This is a genomic window from Agrobacterium sp. CG160-95, assembly GCF_053521725.1.
Map to the genome: position 1 here is coordinate 38,040 of NZ_JBNWDU010000007.1, position 16,085 is coordinate 54,124.

General features: G+C 55.0%; 14 protein-coding genes and 4 pseudogenes. 7 read left to right on the forward strand and 11 right to left on the reverse strand.

Annotated features, from left to right (window positions below; translation table 11 throughout):
* Positions 1-54: 54 nt before the first annotated feature.
* From ACQZ63_RS21570 to ACQZ63_RS21580, 3 genes are all read right to left on the reverse strand, one after another.
* Positions 55-444, reverse strand: coding sequence for a hypothetical protein (locus ACQZ63_RS21570; RefSeq protein ID WP_236776506.1), 390 nt, complete (start codon positions 442-444; stop codon positions 55-57).
* Positions 445-622: 178 nt separating this feature from the next.
* Positions 623-934, reverse strand: a complete 312-nt coding sequence (locus ACQZ63_RS21575; protein WP_173998556.1) for a hypothetical protein — start codon at positions 932-934, stop codon at positions 623-625.
* Positions 935-1,297: 363 nt separating this feature from the next.
* Positions 1,298-1,702, reverse strand: coding sequence for a host attachment family protein (locus ACQZ63_RS21580; protein WP_173998554.1), 405 nt, complete (start codon positions 1,700-1,702; stop codon positions 1,298-1,300).
* A gap of 251 nt (positions 1,703-1,953) precedes the next feature.
* On the opposite strand from ACQZ63_RS21580, the gene ACQZ63_RS21585 reads away from it, so the two are divergent.
* The 5 genes and pseudogenes from ACQZ63_RS21585 (at position 1,954) to ACQZ63_RS21605 (ending at position 5,628) form a co-directional block, all read left to right on the forward strand.
* Entirely contained in the window at positions 1,954-2,181 is a 228-nt protein-coding gene (locus ACQZ63_RS21585; RefSeq protein WP_127966679.1) for a hypothetical protein, read from the forward strand.
* Between the two features lie 129 nt (positions 2,182-2,310).
* Positions 2,311-2,436: pseudogene (locus ACQZ63_RS21590) on the forward strand (VOC family protein); the annotation flags it as partial.
* Positions 2,437-2,644: 208 nt separating this feature from the next.
* Positions 2,645-4,087, forward strand: a complete 1,443-nt coding sequence (locus tag ACQZ63_RS21595) for an ATPase domain-containing protein (protein ID WP_127966680.1) — start codon at positions 2,645-2,647, stop codon at positions 4,085-4,087.
* A complete protein-coding gene (locus ACQZ63_RS21600; RefSeq protein ID WP_127966681.1) occupies positions 4,084-5,124 on the forward strand; it encodes a sensor histidine kinase in 1,041 nt (346 codons plus the stop codon). Before ACQZ63_RS21595 ends, ACQZ63_RS21600 begins: the two co-directional genes overlap by 4 nt.
* Positions 5,125-5,265: 141 nt before the next feature.
* A complete protein-coding gene (locus ACQZ63_RS21605; RefSeq protein WP_173998548.1) occupies positions 5,266-5,628 on the forward strand; it encodes a response regulator in 363 nt (120 codons plus the stop codon).
* Positions 5,629-5,699: 71 nt separating this feature from the next.
* On the opposite strand, the gene ACQZ63_RS21610 is transcribed toward ACQZ63_RS21605, so the two are convergent.
* The 6 genes and pseudogenes from ACQZ63_RS21610 to ACQZ63_RS21635 form a co-directional block, all read right to left on the reverse strand.
* Entirely contained in the window at positions 5,700-7,148 is a 1,449-nt protein-coding gene (locus tag ACQZ63_RS21610; RefSeq protein WP_173998545.1) for a sensor histidine kinase, read from the reverse strand.
* 430 nt (positions 7,149-7,578) lie between these two features.
* Positions 7,579-7,721: pseudogene (locus ACQZ63_RS21615) on the reverse strand (LysR family transcriptional regulator); the annotation flags it as partial.
* Positions 7,722-7,755: 34 nt separating this feature from the next.
* A complete protein-coding gene (locus tag ACQZ63_RS21620) occupies positions 7,756-8,580 on the reverse strand; it encodes a carbohydrate ABC transporter permease (RefSeq protein ID WP_236771500.1) in 825 nt (274 codons plus the stop codon).
* 53 nt (positions 8,581-8,633) lie between these two features.
* Complete coding sequence (locus ACQZ63_RS21625; protein ID WP_173998543.1) at positions 8,634-9,722, reverse strand: carbohydrate ABC transporter permease; 1,089 nt, start codon at positions 9,720-9,722, stop codon at positions 8,634-8,636.
* A gap of 13 nt (positions 9,723-9,735) precedes the next feature.
* Entirely contained in the window at positions 9,736-11,004 is a 1,269-nt protein-coding gene (locus ACQZ63_RS21630; RefSeq protein WP_173998541.1) for a sugar ABC transporter substrate-binding protein, read from the reverse strand.
* 485 nt (positions 11,005-11,489) lie between these two features.
* A complete protein-coding gene (locus tag ACQZ63_RS21635) occupies positions 11,490-12,017 on the reverse strand; it encodes a DUF4142 domain-containing protein (protein ID WP_127966687.1) in 528 nt (175 codons plus the stop codon).
* Between the two features lie 135 nt (positions 12,018-12,152).
* On the opposite strand from ACQZ63_RS21635, the pseudogene ACQZ63_RS21640 reads away from it, so the two are divergent.
* A pseudogene (locus ACQZ63_RS21640) lies at positions 12,153-12,915 on the forward strand (IS5 family transposase).
* A 487-nt stretch (positions 12,916-13,402) separates the two neighbouring features.
* Here the strand turns inward: ACQZ63_RS21640 and ACQZ63_RS21645 are convergent.
* Entirely contained in the window at positions 13,403-13,645 is a 243-nt protein-coding gene (locus tag ACQZ63_RS21645) for a hypothetical protein (RefSeq protein WP_127966688.1), read from the reverse strand.
* 234 nt (positions 13,646-13,879) lie between these two features.
* Between ACQZ63_RS21645 and ACQZ63_RS21650 the strand changes: the two are divergent.
* Positions 13,880-14,538, forward strand: a pseudogene (locus tag ACQZ63_RS21650) (DUF6766 family protein).
* Positions 14,539-15,645: 1,107 nt separating this feature from the next.
* On the opposite strand, the gene ACQZ63_RS21655 reads toward ACQZ63_RS21650, so the two are convergent.
* Entirely contained in the window at positions 15,646-15,876 is a 231-nt protein-coding gene (locus tag ACQZ63_RS21655; protein ID WP_127966691.1) for a hypothetical protein, read from the reverse strand.
* Positions 15,877-16,085 lie beyond the last annotated feature (209 nt).

Here is a 16,085-nt window from a genome sequence, read left to right on the forward strand (position 1 = left end):
CCGTCATCCCCGTTGCTCGGCTTCTTGCAATTTTTCGCTGAGCGTGTGTTGATCTTACATCCTGCGCTCGGTACTCTTCAGTGAGCTGGAGAGCCCGGAAACGCGACTGGCCTCACGCTGCTGCAAGACATGCCGGGTTTCGGCCAGTATCTCGCGATACCTTTGGATCTTGGTTGCTTTCATCCTGAATAAGTCGTCGACTGATACCGTTGCCTGCTGCACCGGAAAAGCCACTTCGTTTTCCAGAAGGTCGAGCAAAAGGTTTCGCATCACTGCGTTTTCTTCTCGAAGTTTCCGGAGCTCAATAGCCTTCCCACTCGACTCAAATTTCCGTGCGATAGCTTTGTCGATATCGTGTTCGACAAGCAGAATCTTGGTGGCATAATACCGGCAAGCAAAGAATGTTGTGACGAGCGCGCATAGCGCGATGACAATGTAGATCATTTCGACCTCCAGGTTATCCTGAAAGTCGATATTCGGAAGCCGGATTTCAATACGCGAGTCACTGAGCAAACCAAAATGGCTCCTCTTTGATGAGGAACCGGGGCCGTAACGTATGAAGCTCATCGTGATTGAAACGGTGACTGTCAGACGCTTCAATCTTACATATTTTGGCGTCTTGTTACCTTAACAGGTACTTCGCCTTCCTCACGGGGTATGCGAGAGGCTCACCATTTTCCAAGATGAATCCCGTACGGTACATGCAACTGCGCATCTCGGGAGAGCCATAAGCGCCTCCATAGAAACCGACGCGGTCGTATGATGGGTAAGATTCGAAACTGCATCTGTCGAGTGCTGCCCGATAGGCGATCTCAAGTACGCGATCCCCTGTCACCGGAACGGTACCATAAAGATGCAATTGAGTCCGCGCTTCCGCGACTGCTGCCGTGAAGGTAACGCCCAGAATCACGCTTAGAGCCAGCTTGAGTTTCATGCCCCGCCTCCGAAGAAATAATTATGACGAGAAACGGAAATTTCGTCAGGTTTGTTCCCTGCCTAAGACCTATTTCCGCGATTGTATTGTCGCCCCCCCAGTCGGAATGCACGCCACTTTCTTTTCCACGTAGGGCCATCTCCAGAAGTGACTTCAGCTTTGCGCCTCCGTACCGGCTATTTAGATCAGTTCCGCCATCTCCTCAAACCAGACGCAGGCAAAAGCGGTGGCGTCGTTCCTGTCAGTCACAGTTTAGCAAAAGCTGGCAACACTACATTTTTGCCGACTCTCTTCATTCCCAGCGAAAGCCAAGCAAAAACCCCGCCGGGGATGGCGGGGCCGATCACGCCGTTTATGCAGGATTTAAGCGATAGTGAGTGCTTTCTCGATATCCTGAACAGAATGGCCAGTCAGATCTTTATCGAGTTCTCCAATGAGAACGTCCGACAACGACTTGTGGTAGCCCTTGCGCATCTCACCCAGCGTGCGCGGTGCCGCGATAATCACCAGGCTTTTGATCTTGCCATCAAGCACCTGCTTGTTCAGCATATCCGTAACACCCGCGCCAAACCCGTCTTCGTCTTGCTGACTGTCGTCGGGATTAGCGGAGCTACTGGAGTGTCGACCGCCGGAAGAAATCTTCGAGCTATCGATCGCCGGATCAGGCAAAGCTGTCAGATTTACGGTCGCCGCATCGCCATCGTTCCGAAAAAGGCTAAGCTTTTCGCCATCGGCAACGGCAACGACCGTGTTCTGCGGAAGGTTCATGTTGATCTCCTTGGTAAGCAGCGCGAGCACTTATGACCCACTGCGTGTTCCTGTCCGAAAATAACCCCGCTACAGATCATCCGTTCCGTTGTCGGCCCGACAAAACTACAGCATCGGCGTATTGCCTCGATTAGTCACCCCAGCTAACGCTTGATGACCGGCCTCGCGGGATCGCTGTGGCAGAGGGTCAGATCAAGGCTGCTGTTCCAGGCGCAGACCGCCTGCATGAACTCGGCAGTATGGCATCGGCAATGGAAATCTACCGCTCCAATGCTGGTGAAAAATTGCGTCTGGAAGCCCAGAGCGAAGCCGAACGCTCGCTTGCAGACAGCGAGCGCATGGATAGGGAAAAGCAGAAACTGATGGACGCTGAAAATAGAACTTTGCAGTCGAAGCCTTGGCCAAGGGGTTGCAATGCCTGTCGGACGGCAAGGTTGGTCATCGCATTGATACACCTGTCAGTTTTCGTGCGAATTTGATCCATTTTTCCGTTTCGCCGTGATCCAGTTATGCGGGATAAAATTATTGTCGAACAAGTCACTGCATCGGATCTGGGTGGGCTAACGCGAAATGGAAATAAGGGTCAAATCCTGGTGAAACTCAGCACCGGTATCTTCCATGGCGGCCCGGCCATCGAGAGCCAACCCGCAGAGCGTCAGAATGGAGCGTTCGTCGCATATCTTCGCGATCCGGACGGAAATAAACTCTCGGTACGGTCTCAGCCGACAAAATGATGTGGCATGGTCAGCGCCTAGCGTAGAATAGCCTGCTGCCAGTTTCATGGACACCGGGTAAGGTGTTTCCAATGGCAAATCACGGAGCGCTCCCCACAGCCCGTTATTGATGTTTCGAAAATCCGAAATATAACAGTGAGGCATCTTTCGACGATGATGATGCGCGCGCTCCGCCGCGGAATACGCTAACAAACTTGGAAGATGAGATATGCCGAAACGCAAAGCTCCAGCAGTTGTCAGCACGGGCATTACGGGACTGAACGAGATTCTGCGTGGGGGCCTGCCTGCATCCAATCTCTACATGCTGCAAGGCGCACCCGGATCCGGCAAAACGACGGCAGCGCTGCAATTTCTTCGCGCCGGGGTGGAGGCGGGAGAAAGTTGTATCTACGTCACGCTTTCGCAGACTGCGGCAGAACTCGAAGCGATCGCTGTTTCACATGGTTGGACGCTGGATGGCATCCGTGTCGAGGAACTCTCCACCTCCGGCTCCGTCAGCGAAGCCGATGACCAGAGCATATTCTTGACCGCCGACCTTCGGCTCGACGAGACGCGAAAGGCGATCGAGGCGGCCATCGAAGAGCATAGGCCTCGACGACTGGTTTACGATTCACTCCTGGAAATCCGACTGATCACCGGTGACTCCCCGCGGTTTCGTCGGGAGCTGATCGGTTTTAAATCCTTCCTGGCCAAGCGAAATGTGGTCGCTCTTCTTCTCGATACCCAGACGCCCGGTTACGACCGAAGCGGAGAGGAAGTGGAGGGACTGGCCCACGGGGTCATACGTCTCGATAAGGCGCTGGAGGAATACGGGGGTGTGCGCCGCCGTGTCGAAGTCTCGAAGATGCGTGGTGTTCCCGTAGCCGATGGCTACCATGACATGGCGATCCGGGAAGGCGAGGGCGTCGTTGTCTTTCCCCGCATCATGCCCAATACAGCATCTGAGGCGACCAAACCGGAATTGATCAAATCAGGTGTTGCAGCACTTGACGATATGTTTGGTGGTGGGCAAGAGGCAGGAACCACGACGCTGGTCATCGGACAATCGGGCACCGGCAAATCAACCATGTCATCGCTTTATGCCACCGCAGCACTCGAACGCGGGGAGACAGTTGCGCTATTCCTGTTCGAAGAGCGGCTTGAGACATTCTTTCGGCGCTCCGAAGGTTTGGGAATGCAGCTCAGGCAGTTCCACAAGGATGGCAAGCTTATCCTGCGGGATTTCAACCCGAACGAAATCTCGCCCGGCGAATTTGGTCAGATTGTCCAGGGCGCCGTCACGCAAAATAACGCCCGCGTTGTTGTGATCGATAGTCTCACCGGCTATCTGAACTCGCTGCCGTATCGGGAAAAGGCGGTTCGCGATATTCAGGCGCTTCTGAAATTCCTTGCCCGCTCCGGCGTGCTGACGATGTTGATCGTCGCTCAACATGGCCTGATCGGTCAAAATGTCGGCATTGACGTCGACGTAAGCTTTCTCGGAGACACCGTGCTATTGCTGCGTATCATGGAGCACGAGGGCCGTCTGCGCCGCAACATTACCGTTGTTAAGAAGCGCCACGGGCCGCATGACCTCAATATCCAGGAACTGCTGATCGAAAGTGGCAGCGTCAGTGTCGTCTCCTACAACCCCCTTCCTGATCCGAAATGAACGAAACACCGAGCGAAAACGATGAGCTTGACTGGGTGCTCATCCTGGCACCGTTTCGCAAGGACGCCGACTACATCGCGGCGTTTTTGCAGGAGCAGAACGTGGCTGTCAGGCATGGCAAGGCGGACGATGAGCTGGCCAGTAGTTTGTCGCTTTCCCCCGGCGTCGTCATCATCACCCATGAAGCATTGAACGCGCCCGCCATCGCAACCATCGGCGATTATCTTGCATCCCAGCCGGACTGGTCGGAAGTCCCGATCCTTGTCCTGCTTGAGAAGGCCGCCCCTCTGGCGCAAATCCACAGCCAGCTTGAGCGAGCCTGGCCGAGCGCTCGCCTCATTCTCCACACGCGCCCGATCGCGCGATTGGAACTGGTCAACAGCATTCAGACAAACCTTCTCGTGCGGTTGCGCCAGAAACAGGTGCGTGATGCCATTGAGCGAGAGGTCGAGCTACGGCTGGAGCTCAACCATCGTATCAAGAACATTCTTGCAAGCGTCTCCTCGATTTTCCAGATGACCCGGCGTGGCGCATCGACTGTCGAAGAGCTGGCCGCTGACTTTTCCGGCCGCCTTCAGGCGTTGTCCAACGTCCATACGGCAGTATTTGAGGCAGGCGACGAAGAAATTTCCCTGTCATCTGTGATTGCCATGATCGTGGCACCGTATAATGGCGACGGGCTGAGCCGGATCAAGGCCAGCGGTCCCGATATCTACGTCAACCGCACCTCTGCAACGACGATTGCACTTTGCCTTCACGAGTTGACGACCAATGCGATCAAATATGGTGCGCTGTCTCAAAAGCACGGCAGTGTCGAGGTCGTCTGGTCGATGTCGGAGGAAGCCTCTCCTGTCTTTTCCCTGAACTGGATAGAGACAGGTGGACCGGCGGTCGTTGAACCGAAGCGGCAGGGATACGGCACAAGATATGTTCGTTCTGCCCTGGCTTCCGTATTCGGCGCGGCACCTGTCATCACATTCGCTCCGGCTGGCCTTTCATGCCATGCCGCTGGACCATTGAAACGGCTTCAAATCTAGTCACAAGAGAAATGCAGGAGCGGAGAGATCCGTATGAAGTTTTTGAAAACAATCAAAACGATGGATCAGTATGCCAATTGCGGCGTTATCCTCGCTCCGGCGGATCTGATGAGTCGCTTGTAAAAATGATGGAGCCTTGGCATGAGCGACAAAGGGGCAACAGTTCTTGTCGTAGAGGATGAGGTTATTTTGCGAATGGACATTGTTCAGGCGCTGGAGGACCACGGTTTTGAAGTGTTGGAAGCGTCGAACGCCGATGGTGCTATCATTCTTCTTAACGCCTATCCTGGAATCCGCTTGATGTTCACCGATATTGATATGCCCGGGAGCATGGACGGACTGAAGCTTGCAGCCGTAGTTCGGGATCGGTGGCCGCCTGTCAAGATTATCATCACCTCTGGTCATCGCGCCATAAGCGATGACACACTTCCGGTGGTTGGACGTTTTTTTAGTAAGCCGTATGATCCGTCACGTATCATTCATGCCATATACGACATGATCTGATGCGCCGACACGGCCGCATCAAGAGATCGCGTACGGCCTGAGGTTCGGTCTCCGTCTTGCCAGAACCGCACTTATGCATGGTCTTGGTCGTTCCACTCGCTATCGTGCCGCGCAACGATAATGCAGTGGACGCCGTAAATATCATAGTTGAAGTTTACCTCGCCCGCGAGCTGGCCGGTCGAAAGAGCATGGATCAAACGGGACCCGAAGCCATTGCGACGGGGTGGAACGACCAGTGGCCCGCCGGTCTCCTTCCAACAGACAGTCAACCGGGAGTCTTCGGTCGAAATATTCCATGACACCGCCACCTTGCCGGTACTGACACTCAAGGCGCCATACTTTGCAGCATTAGTGGCCAGTTCGTGCAGGATGAGTGCCATGGCCGAAACGGCCTTCGGCGAAATGTCGATCTCGGGACCGCTGATGTCGAATTGCTGGGGTGGATAGGCGGACAACGCCTCGGAAACGACTGTGCAAAGTCTTGCGGCCTCCCAACTTCCCCGTCTGAGTAGATCATGTGCTTTGGCCAGACTTTGCAGGCGGGCGTCGAACGCTGACCTTGCGGCTTCAATGTCCTTTACACCGGCAAAGGTTTGGCGGGCGATCGCGGCGACCGTCGCAAGGACGTTCTTGACACGATGGCTCAGCTCACCAATCAGGATATCCTGAACACGCTCTGCTTCCCTTCGTGCCGTTATGTCGCGTGCAATTTTCGAAGCCCCGACAATCCTGCTATTCCCATCATATATAGGCGACACCGTCAACGAGACATCCACGAGACGGCCGCTGCTATGCCGCCTGACGGTCTCATGAGTGTCTATGCGCTCTCCCGCCGTGATGCGTGCTATGATGTTCGCTTCTTCGTCGACGCGATCATCTGGAACCAGAAGGGTTACCGGCCGGCCTATAATCTCTTCGGCTGCGAAGCCATAAAGTTTCTCGGCACCAGCGTTCCAATCGGTTACCGTCATGTCGAGGTCTATGCCAAGGATCGCATCTTCAGAAGAGGAGATGATCGACGCCAGCCGTTTGAGCGTCGCCTCATAACCGACCCGTTCAGTCGTTTCGTTGACGATGCACAGCACGGCGAGCACATGACCATGCTCATCGGTGACCGGAGAGTAGGAAATGTCGAAATAGACTGTTTCCGGTGCCCCGTGCCGCTCTATGTAGAACGGCCTGTCTTTGGCGACGACCGTCTCACAGCGCTCGAAAACCGTGAGCAGCAACGGTTCGAGGTCGTCCCAAAGTTCCCCCCAGTTTTCCTTCGCCGGCCTCCCAAGCGCACGAGGATGCTTGGTACCGATAGATGGCGCGTATGCATCATTGTATATGGCGGTAAAGTCATCACCGCAGAACAACACGATTTGTGCACCGGATGGAATAGAGATATCAACTGCGCACTTCAACTGCGACGGCCACGACGACATCGGTCCGAGACTGGTGCTTGCCCAGTCGTATTGTCGGATCATGTCGGCTAATTGGCTCTGACCGGAGGCGGCAGGACTGTGACTATGCATTGGACCCTCTCGCTGCTCCAACTTCATAGTAAGGCTTCCTTCTGCAAGTTGACCTAGAACCTGGCGAAAACCATGCTATTTCCCGACATAAAGCTTATTTCGTTCATGGGGTTAGCGCAATACGCAGACTGGCTGAATTCGACGGCCCGCCAGCGGTTCGTGAAGGCTCAACTGGAGGAGGCTTGCCTGGACGGGAACTCATTTGCAGGAACGACGAGGGCTCTGCATCGCATCAGGCATGCTTGCGCCGTTCCAACACCGATAAAACCGCGCCCCAGTTGGTTAGGGGAATCGCGTAGACAAGCAGCTCAATGCTGTCGGTGATTGCCGAAAGTCGCGTTGTTTGAGCGGCACTGCTTGCGGCCCGCTCGTCATGTTCCGCGCACCGTTCCTCCCCCATACGTTGCCCGCAAATACCGTCGCGTGGGCGCAAACTTTCCAAAATGAACTCGGTAAATTGGCAAACACGCTTGGTCTTGCGTGATTCGCCCTGTGTCAACACCCAGCGCATTCCATGGGGCACGGACATGTCCCGGGAACTCGGACGAACATCGGCTTAGCATCTCCATCGAAGCGGGCAGCGCCTCAAGATCTTTATGGCCAGGCGCTACCCCTTTACTCCGCTCGCCGCGATACTTGAAATGAACAACCGCTGCAGGCAGAGATAGAATATCAGCACCGGGAGCGTGATGATGGTGAGATAAGCCATTACTTCGCCCCAAGGCGTGTTGAGCTGGAAGAAATATTGCAGGCCTACCATGACAGGTCTGTATGTCTCGGATTGGGTAACGAGCAGCGGCCATAGATACTGCTGGCTGTACATGACGAGGAACTTGAGTATCGCGGCTGTTGCGATGACAGGGCCGCTGAGCGGCATCACTACCTGCGCGTAAATCCTCAGCCAGCTGGCCCCGTCGATGCGGGCCGCCTCCAGCAATTCCTTCGGCAGATCCTTAAAATATTGCACGAACAGGAAAATCGTCAGCCCGTCCGCGATCCATGGAATGATCTGTACATGCCAGCTATTCAGCCATCCCCAGCTAAGTCCATCGTTGCCGATCCATGGCAGATGGTTGACTTCCAGCAGCAGCGGCACGGCAATCGTTTCAAAAGGAATAATCAGCGTGGCGAGGATGATCGAGAAAAGAACATTCTTTCCGCGCCAGTTCAAAAAGGTAAAAGCGAAAGCAGCTAGCGAGTTGAACAGCAAGGCCAGAAACACCGTAACTCCCGTGACCAGAACAGAGTTGAATACGAACGTCGCAACCGGTGCCCGGGCAAAAGCCGACGAATAGTTTTCGAATGAGAGATCTCCCACCGGTAGAAATGCGCGTACCGAATTGGCATCGCCCAACAACTGGTCGTTCGGTTTTAGCGATGAAAACCCCATGAACAAGAGCGGCAAAATGAAGATAGCCGCGAAGGCGACCATGAGCACATAGTTGCCGACGAGAAAAGCGAGGTTCCTATGTTGTCCGGTCCGCATCATCGCTTCTCCCTTGTCAGATATCGTTGTATCGTAGAAATGCACAGAACAAGCAGGAACAGGACGACAGAGATGGCGGACCCCGCCGCGATGTCCTGCTGCCGGTATCCTCGCTCTACCGCTTGGTAGACAATGCTCTGCGTAGAATCGCGCGGCCCACCTTTGGTCATCACGTCGATCTGCGCAAAAAGCGCAAAAGCCTGCATGGTGATAACAATGATAATTAGCACTGCCGTATTGCGCAGCAACGGCCAAGTTATCATGCTGAACTTCTGCCAGGGGCCCGCTCCCTCGACCTCCGCTGCCTCGTAAAGATCAGGGGAAATGGTTTGCAGTCCCGAAAGCCATATGACCATGTGAAAACCGACACCCTGCCAAACCGACATCACCAGGATGGCCCACAGGGCAGTATCAGTTCTGCCCAACCAGTCGATGGGATGGAACAGGCCGAAACTCATGTAACTCAAGATGCTGTTCAGCAGTCCGTTGTCGGCCGCGTAGATGAACCGCCAAAGAAGCGCCACCACCACCACCGACAGCACGACCGGCATGAAGTAGATCGCGCGGAAAATTGTGACGCCGGGGAGCTTCTGGTTCACCAGCAGGGCAAGAAAAAGCGCCAGCGCCGCCTGGACCGGTGCAACGACGACCACGAAGGAAAGCGTGTTGACTAATGCGGTTAAAAATACGACGTCGCTCGCCAGAATTACAACCTGGTTCTCGTCCCAGGTGAAGCTCTTGTATTCCCGCATTCCCTCCAGATGTGGATAGTCGGCATTGTTGCGGGTGAAATTGCGAACTCTTGGATAGGAAATGGCGCCATCGGCATCTCGGTCGATGCTTCCATCCGCCTTCTTGTCAGGCTCCAGCATCAGCACTCCGACTCCCAGCAGCCTGGTGTAGTTTTCAAAGCCGACAAACTCAGTTGAATTGGGAGAAGTCAGCCGCTGATTGGTAAAGGAAAAACCGAGCCCCAGTAGAAAGGGGATGATCAGGAACAGCCCGATCAGCATCATCGCGGGTGCCGCCATGAACCAACCCGTAACATTGTCTCGGGTTATTTTTCGCTTTGAAGAAAACAGCGCCATCGGTCACGTGCCCCTATTTGGGTTTGTAACCGGAATTGCGTTCTACGTTTTTATCGATCTCGTCGGTTGCGCTGTCTAGGGTGTCGGCAACATCCGCGCCGTTGGCAATGTCGGAAAGAGCCTTAGCAAAGACCGGCGACATGAAAGCGTAGGCCGGAGTGACGGGACGTAACGTTCCCTGGCGCTTGGACAGTTCAAAGAAAACTTCAAGCGGGCCACCCTGCTTGTAGTTCTTTGTCATCTGGGCAGCCGAAGAGGTGGCCGGGATAAGGCCGACCGCGTCCGAGAACTGCGCGAGATATTTGTCCTGAATGGCGAATTCGATGAAGGCGGACGCACCTTCCGGGTGCTTGCTGGTGGCCGATACGCCAAACTGCCAGGAGCCAGCACCGATCTTCGGACCCTGACCGAAATCAGGTGCAGGAAGGAAGAGGAGGTCGTCGCCATACTTCTCCAGCGCCTTCACCGCAACCCAGTTGCCCATCCATTGCAAGGCATGACGACCTTCCAGAAAGCCGATTTCATGATCGGCAGGAGATTGCGATGTGCCGGGCGCTAGCTTTTTTTCGAACAAAGATTGCCACCATTCTCCGAACTTGATGGCGCTGTCGCCGTTGAGAAAGTTCTCTGCAGTCTGATAACCATGCTTGTCGATCAAGCTGCCGCCGAAGCTTTCCAGAAAAGGGCTAAAAGCGTAGCTGTACCATTCGGTTTTATCGGCCATGCCTAGATCGATCGCATATTCGAACTTCCCGCTGGCAGCCAGTTTTTCGAGAGCTGCATTGAATTCCTCACCGGTCCACGGCTGCTCGAGCGTTGGAATGCGAATACCATTTTCATCGAGAACAGATTTGCGAGCGAATACCCCAACGGCGGCGTCCCACAGGCCGACCGAATAGAGCTTGTCCCCCCACTTTCCCACCGCGCCAGGAAGGAAATTCGCAAGCTTTGCCTCATCGATCTTGAGTGCCTGTAGATAACCGGACCATGCCCAATTTGGCATATTTGGCCCATCAACATCGAGAATGTCAGGCAGTTTGTTGGAGAGCGCAGCGGCGGTTACGGATTCGTTATATGCATTTTGCGGAAACTCCTGAAGCGAGACCCGCCAGTCTGCCTGGGACGAATTGAAGTCATCGATGATGCTTGTCAGAATTTTGCGTTCTTCCACATTGCCCGCGCCGTGATACCACATTGTCAAGTCGGTCTGCGCCACCGCAACACTGGAAAATAACATCGACAGGGCAGCCGCTGCCCCCATGAGAGTGCCTTTGATGATCATGGATGATCCTCCTCCTTACGAAGGGTAACTTCAACATCTCCAGATTGTTCCGTGAAAAAACCTGCATGTTGGCGCTGCATCTGTCGTCTCCACGCCGAGATCCAAGGCTTTGGCGGTTCAGGTCAGACGGTGCTGTAATCTGACCGAAAAAAATCCGATGCCCTGGCTTCGTGCAGGAAGTAGAGCAGCCTGACTTCAGCCGGATCGATGAGGTCGTAGGCGTAAAGGTCAGCCATAACAGCCGACTGAAATGCCTATTCCGACGACTCGTCCAACGCGCTTGCTGCCTACGGGGAGAGGTTCCATGCCTTCGTGGCGCGCACATCGTTGCAGTGCCGCCCCACGGATAGCTCCTTCTACGGCAGCCCGAGTCGCATGCCGCCTCCTAGATGCGGCAACAAATCTGGATAACACGGTCGTCGATCCCGAGCGACGGATGGTGGTCGTAGTTACCGTTTTCGATCATCGCTCGTCCTGTCCTCAGTTCACTTGTCGAGGCCGCGAGCCATTTCCAGGTGATGCTGGAGCGCCGGCAAAGTCTTCGCCGCCCATGCCTTGAGCTCGGCGTTATCGCCACCGTCAGCGTAGCGCTTGAAGAGATCGACTGCGTCTTCGTGGGCATCAACCTGATCGTCAACGTAGCCTTCACTGAATTGTGCGCTGTCAAGCTTAGCAAGGTCATCGACTTGTTCTTTATGATCATCTGTAAGAGCAGCGGCCGGCTTTCCGGGTATCTTTCCGCCGGAAATAAGCGCCTTCAGTTCCGCGCTGGTTTTCTCATGCTCATTGATCATTTGCTGCGCGAAGGCCTTGATGCTGGTGTCGCCTTTGGTTAGCGCAAGCCTGCTCGACTCGATTTCGAAGAGATCGCTTGCCGACGCTTCCAGAACGAAGTCCTCGGTTTTCGGTGCGACTCCGAGCGCAGAATTGACCCCGGTGGATTCTGTTGCAGATTGTGCTGCTGCGCTAACGGCTATGGATATAAACGCCAGAGAGAGAATGGTTTTCTTCATGAAACAGCCTCCTGTTGTGACGGGACCTCGAACCACGTTGCAAAGGAATTGTTCCAGCTAGGCCGCGCACTCATAAACCGGGTTTGCAAATCGGTTTGATTTTGATTCACTGAAGCCTTGATTTGGAGGCCTTTGATGACCCGTCGCCGGTTTGATCTCACCGATTTCGAGTGGACTGTTATTCAACCCTTGTTGCCGAATAAGCCGCGCGGCGTGCCGCGGGTTGACGACCGGCGGGTGATCAACGGCATCTTGTGGCGGTTCCGGACAGGCTCGCCCTGGGCCGATGTTCCGGATCGATATGGTCCATATACCACCTGCTACAATCGGTTTGTGCGATGGCGCAAGGCGGGTGTCTGGGATCATGTCCTGGGCGAGATTTCCAAGGCTTCGATGGCGATATCGTCATGATCGACAGCTCCTGTGTCCGCGTTCATCAACATGCGGCGACGGGAAAAAGGGGGATCAAGACGATGGCTGCATGGGACGTTCCCGTGGCGGCTTGACCACCAAAATCCACGCCGTTGTCGATGCCGATGGCCGCCCGATCCGTTTCGCACTCTCAGCCGGTCAAGCCCATGATGGCCGCATGGCGGAACCATTGTTACAGACAATCTCCAAGGGTGCGATCCTGCTGGCGGACAAGGCCTACGATACCAACGCGATCAGAGCATTTGCAAAGCAAAGGCAGGCATGGGCCAACATTCCTGCCAAGAGCAACCGGCAGGAAAGCTTCCTTTTCAGCCAATGGGTTTACCGGCAGCGCAACCCCGTCGAGCGTTTCTTCAGCAAACTCAAACAGTTCAGAGGAATCGCTACCCGTTACGACAAAGACCCCATGAACTTTCTCGCCGCCGTCAAATTGGCAGCGGCAAAAATCTGGATCAGATCGTTATGAGTCTACGGCCTAGGCGAAGAAGATAACATCCATGAGAGAAAACAGTCCATTATATAGAGATCAAGTTGCGGCCGACGCCCTGTCTAACAAGATCCGCCCACCTGCAACAGAACGAGACTGCGTTCCAGAACATACTCTACGGCTTTGAAAGCCCGATCAGCAGCCTCTGGATCAACGGTTGTCAGGACCCCGATCCAGATCCCTTTACGCTCGGAAGCACGAATGGGGCCCTCGCGTCGCAAGGGTTGAAGAGGATGAGGACGTAATCCAGCCGTGCTTTTCGGCGTGATCGCGAGATAGATGCAAACCCACTCTGGTAGCTTCCGCATCGGACCATTATCCTTCTGTCTGCGTGCCGCCTCCGGGATTATACGAGGTTATGACCATCCATCGCACCAATCGCCACCACGCAAGCAACAGCGTCGGGTCAACTTCGTCGCCCTTTGCGGACGCTTCACCGGAGCCTTAGGATAAGTGCATTTGCGCATTATGGCATTACCTCGCGCGCCAGGAAGTCAATGAATTCAAGCTGGCAGCGATATAGATTTCCTAGATGGGGCAGGTCCGAATCCGGACCTTTCACTATCGTCACGTCAAGGAGGAGAGACACACCCTTGCCACTATCGACGATCAGAACCTCGAGCGCGACGCAAGCGGCAAACAGCGTCCAAGCCGTCCGAGCCGAGGGAGCTGTATCGACTAAGGCAAAGGGCCGGTCGCCGACGATCATAATTCTTGTCCGATCGGCCCAAGGCCCCTTGTTGTGGACGATTTCCGTGTTTGCAAGAAGCTTTCACTCCGACACGCGCGGTAATGCGCGCGACCAGTCGCGCCTCTGGCGCCGGGAATCGTCTCTGAAATTTTGCCGTGGCATCTATTCCCACCAGTGTTGAGTGACGCACGCAACCGATACCGGCGGCACCTCGTTTATCTGGCAGGTTTTGTATTCAAACGAGGTCGAATTATGAAGCTGCTTCGCGACAATGGATTGTCGATTATGCTGCTCCTTGCCTCCGTGCTTACTATCGGGGCATGTTCGCCACGGGCTGGATCGTTCACAATGAAGAACTCGCGCAACACCACAACACGCCACTGTCATTGCTGTCATATGCGACCAGCGGCCATTTCCTCTCGGCGCTGTTCGAGAACTGGGAAAGCGAATTTCTACAGATGTCGGCCTACGTCGTTCTGACCGCTTTTCTCTTCCAGAAGGGGTCTGCCGAATCGAAAGATCCGGACGAACAAGCGCCGCAGGACGAGGACCCGAAGCAGAGGAAGCACGAGCGTAACGTTCCGTGGGCCGTCAAAACCGGCGGCGTCATCCGCGTAATTTATTCCTATTCCCTCGGCCTTGCGCTATTCGCCCTCTTTGTCGCGAGCTTTCTTCTTCATCTGAGATACAGCGCGGATGCGGCGGCGGTAACGGCGCGCATGCACGGCGATCCCGTTGCCACAGTGTTCGAACAGCTTGAAAGCGCCGAATTCTGGTTCGAGTCCTTGCAGAATTGGCAGTCAGAGTTTCTTTCGACCGCGATCCTGGTTATTCTTTCCATCTTCCTGCGCTTCAGGCGGTCGCCGCAATCCAAGCCCGTTGCCGCCCCGCACAACGAAACCGGCGGATAAGCGGGAGAGGGAGCACAAGCTCCGAAGAGGAAATGCAGCCCTTCGGTTATTGGCTCGACCTTGCTTATACCGCTCCGCCGTAGTCGTCTTCAGCGGTTGCTGTGCCAGATTGGCTTCGATTTTTTTGTTTCCCGGCGTTTCGGTGAGCGCTTTCCGCATATTCCTGCGGTAATCCTCCGGAATTCTGGGTGGCATCATTGGTTCATTAGCGTCGGCGACAGCTTCATGATAAGCCCCATTCGGTCGCGAATGCGGCCTCACCGGCGATATACTGCAGCCGCGAAATGTGGCAGCCGACGCCACCCATTGCCTTGGCGAATGGAAGCTTCCAGACGCCGATAAAACGACGGCAACGGGAGAGCGGTTGCAGATCGTGCCGCTGTGGTCGACCTGCTCCTGGAGGAAGGGTCCGCAGGCATGCGTAAAGGTTTTTCATGTCCTGAGTGCTTATGCCCGCGTAGCTCGTATAGGGAAAGTTGGGTTGGCTTGCTCGAAAGCGACATTGGCGAGGTCCGGCGCTGACCCCCCCCTGGGGCCGAACCCATGTCGTCTCGTGCGAAGCGCCGGCTCGGCGCGGTAGCGAGCCATAATCCCGAACACACCGCTGAAACGCAGACCAGATTCGACCGCCAGACTCCCCGAAACGGACGAACATCAGCTTGCTAGAAGATTATCGGAATTGTCTATAAAGGTAATTCCTGGCCGATTGACTGCGCGGGCGAAAATTATCCGCCTTGTCGAACTTCCGATCTGATTTGATGCTTCGTGGGCGACCAGAGCGGGGCACTGGACACCTCGTCATTCCGTAATGACCTATCCCAAGAGGGAACAACCTGGACCAAGCGAGGTTAGGCGCTCCATGTTCAATCGAAACGGAGGTCGTACCGTGGAGCCTGCAACTGATCACGAGACCCGCAATAGTCTTAACATCGAGGCAGCAACACCCAAGGTGATTAAAATCATCATAGGTGAGCGAACCCTGATTGAAGGCATACTAAACACGGGAAGCGTCCTAAGTGTGCAGACGCAAGAGGGCGCCGAACCGCAATCGATCGAGCTGGTCGTCGAGGACCTCTCGCGATAGAGCTTTCGTCCGCATCAGTCGCACTAGCCGCGGAAATTACCCTCATTCGTCTCCCGTTCATCGTAGTTGATGTCCCAGTCTTTTTCGGGCTTTTTGGTCCCCGGCGGCAGCTTGTTGGCGGTCGCGTCGTCGGACCCGGTTATAACCCTCGGTTTCGCGCTGGCGACGCCATTATTCGTTGACGTCTTTAGTCCCTGTGCAAATTGCGGGGCGCTGTCTTTATGGATCTGCTCGAGCTTGTCTTTCTTGTTCATGGTCTTCTCCTTCCGCATTTCTAACCGTTCCAAGCCGAGACTGTTCCCTGAAAACCTTCGGGAAGGGAACCTGCGACCGCTGCTACAGTTAGGACAGGAAACCGCGACGAACTGCGATCAAGATGACGATTTTCCGAAAAGGGGTGTTGGCATGGGCCGAACAAAAGACGGTGTGAAACCTGAGCCCGGTACGGACGACGCCCGTTCTA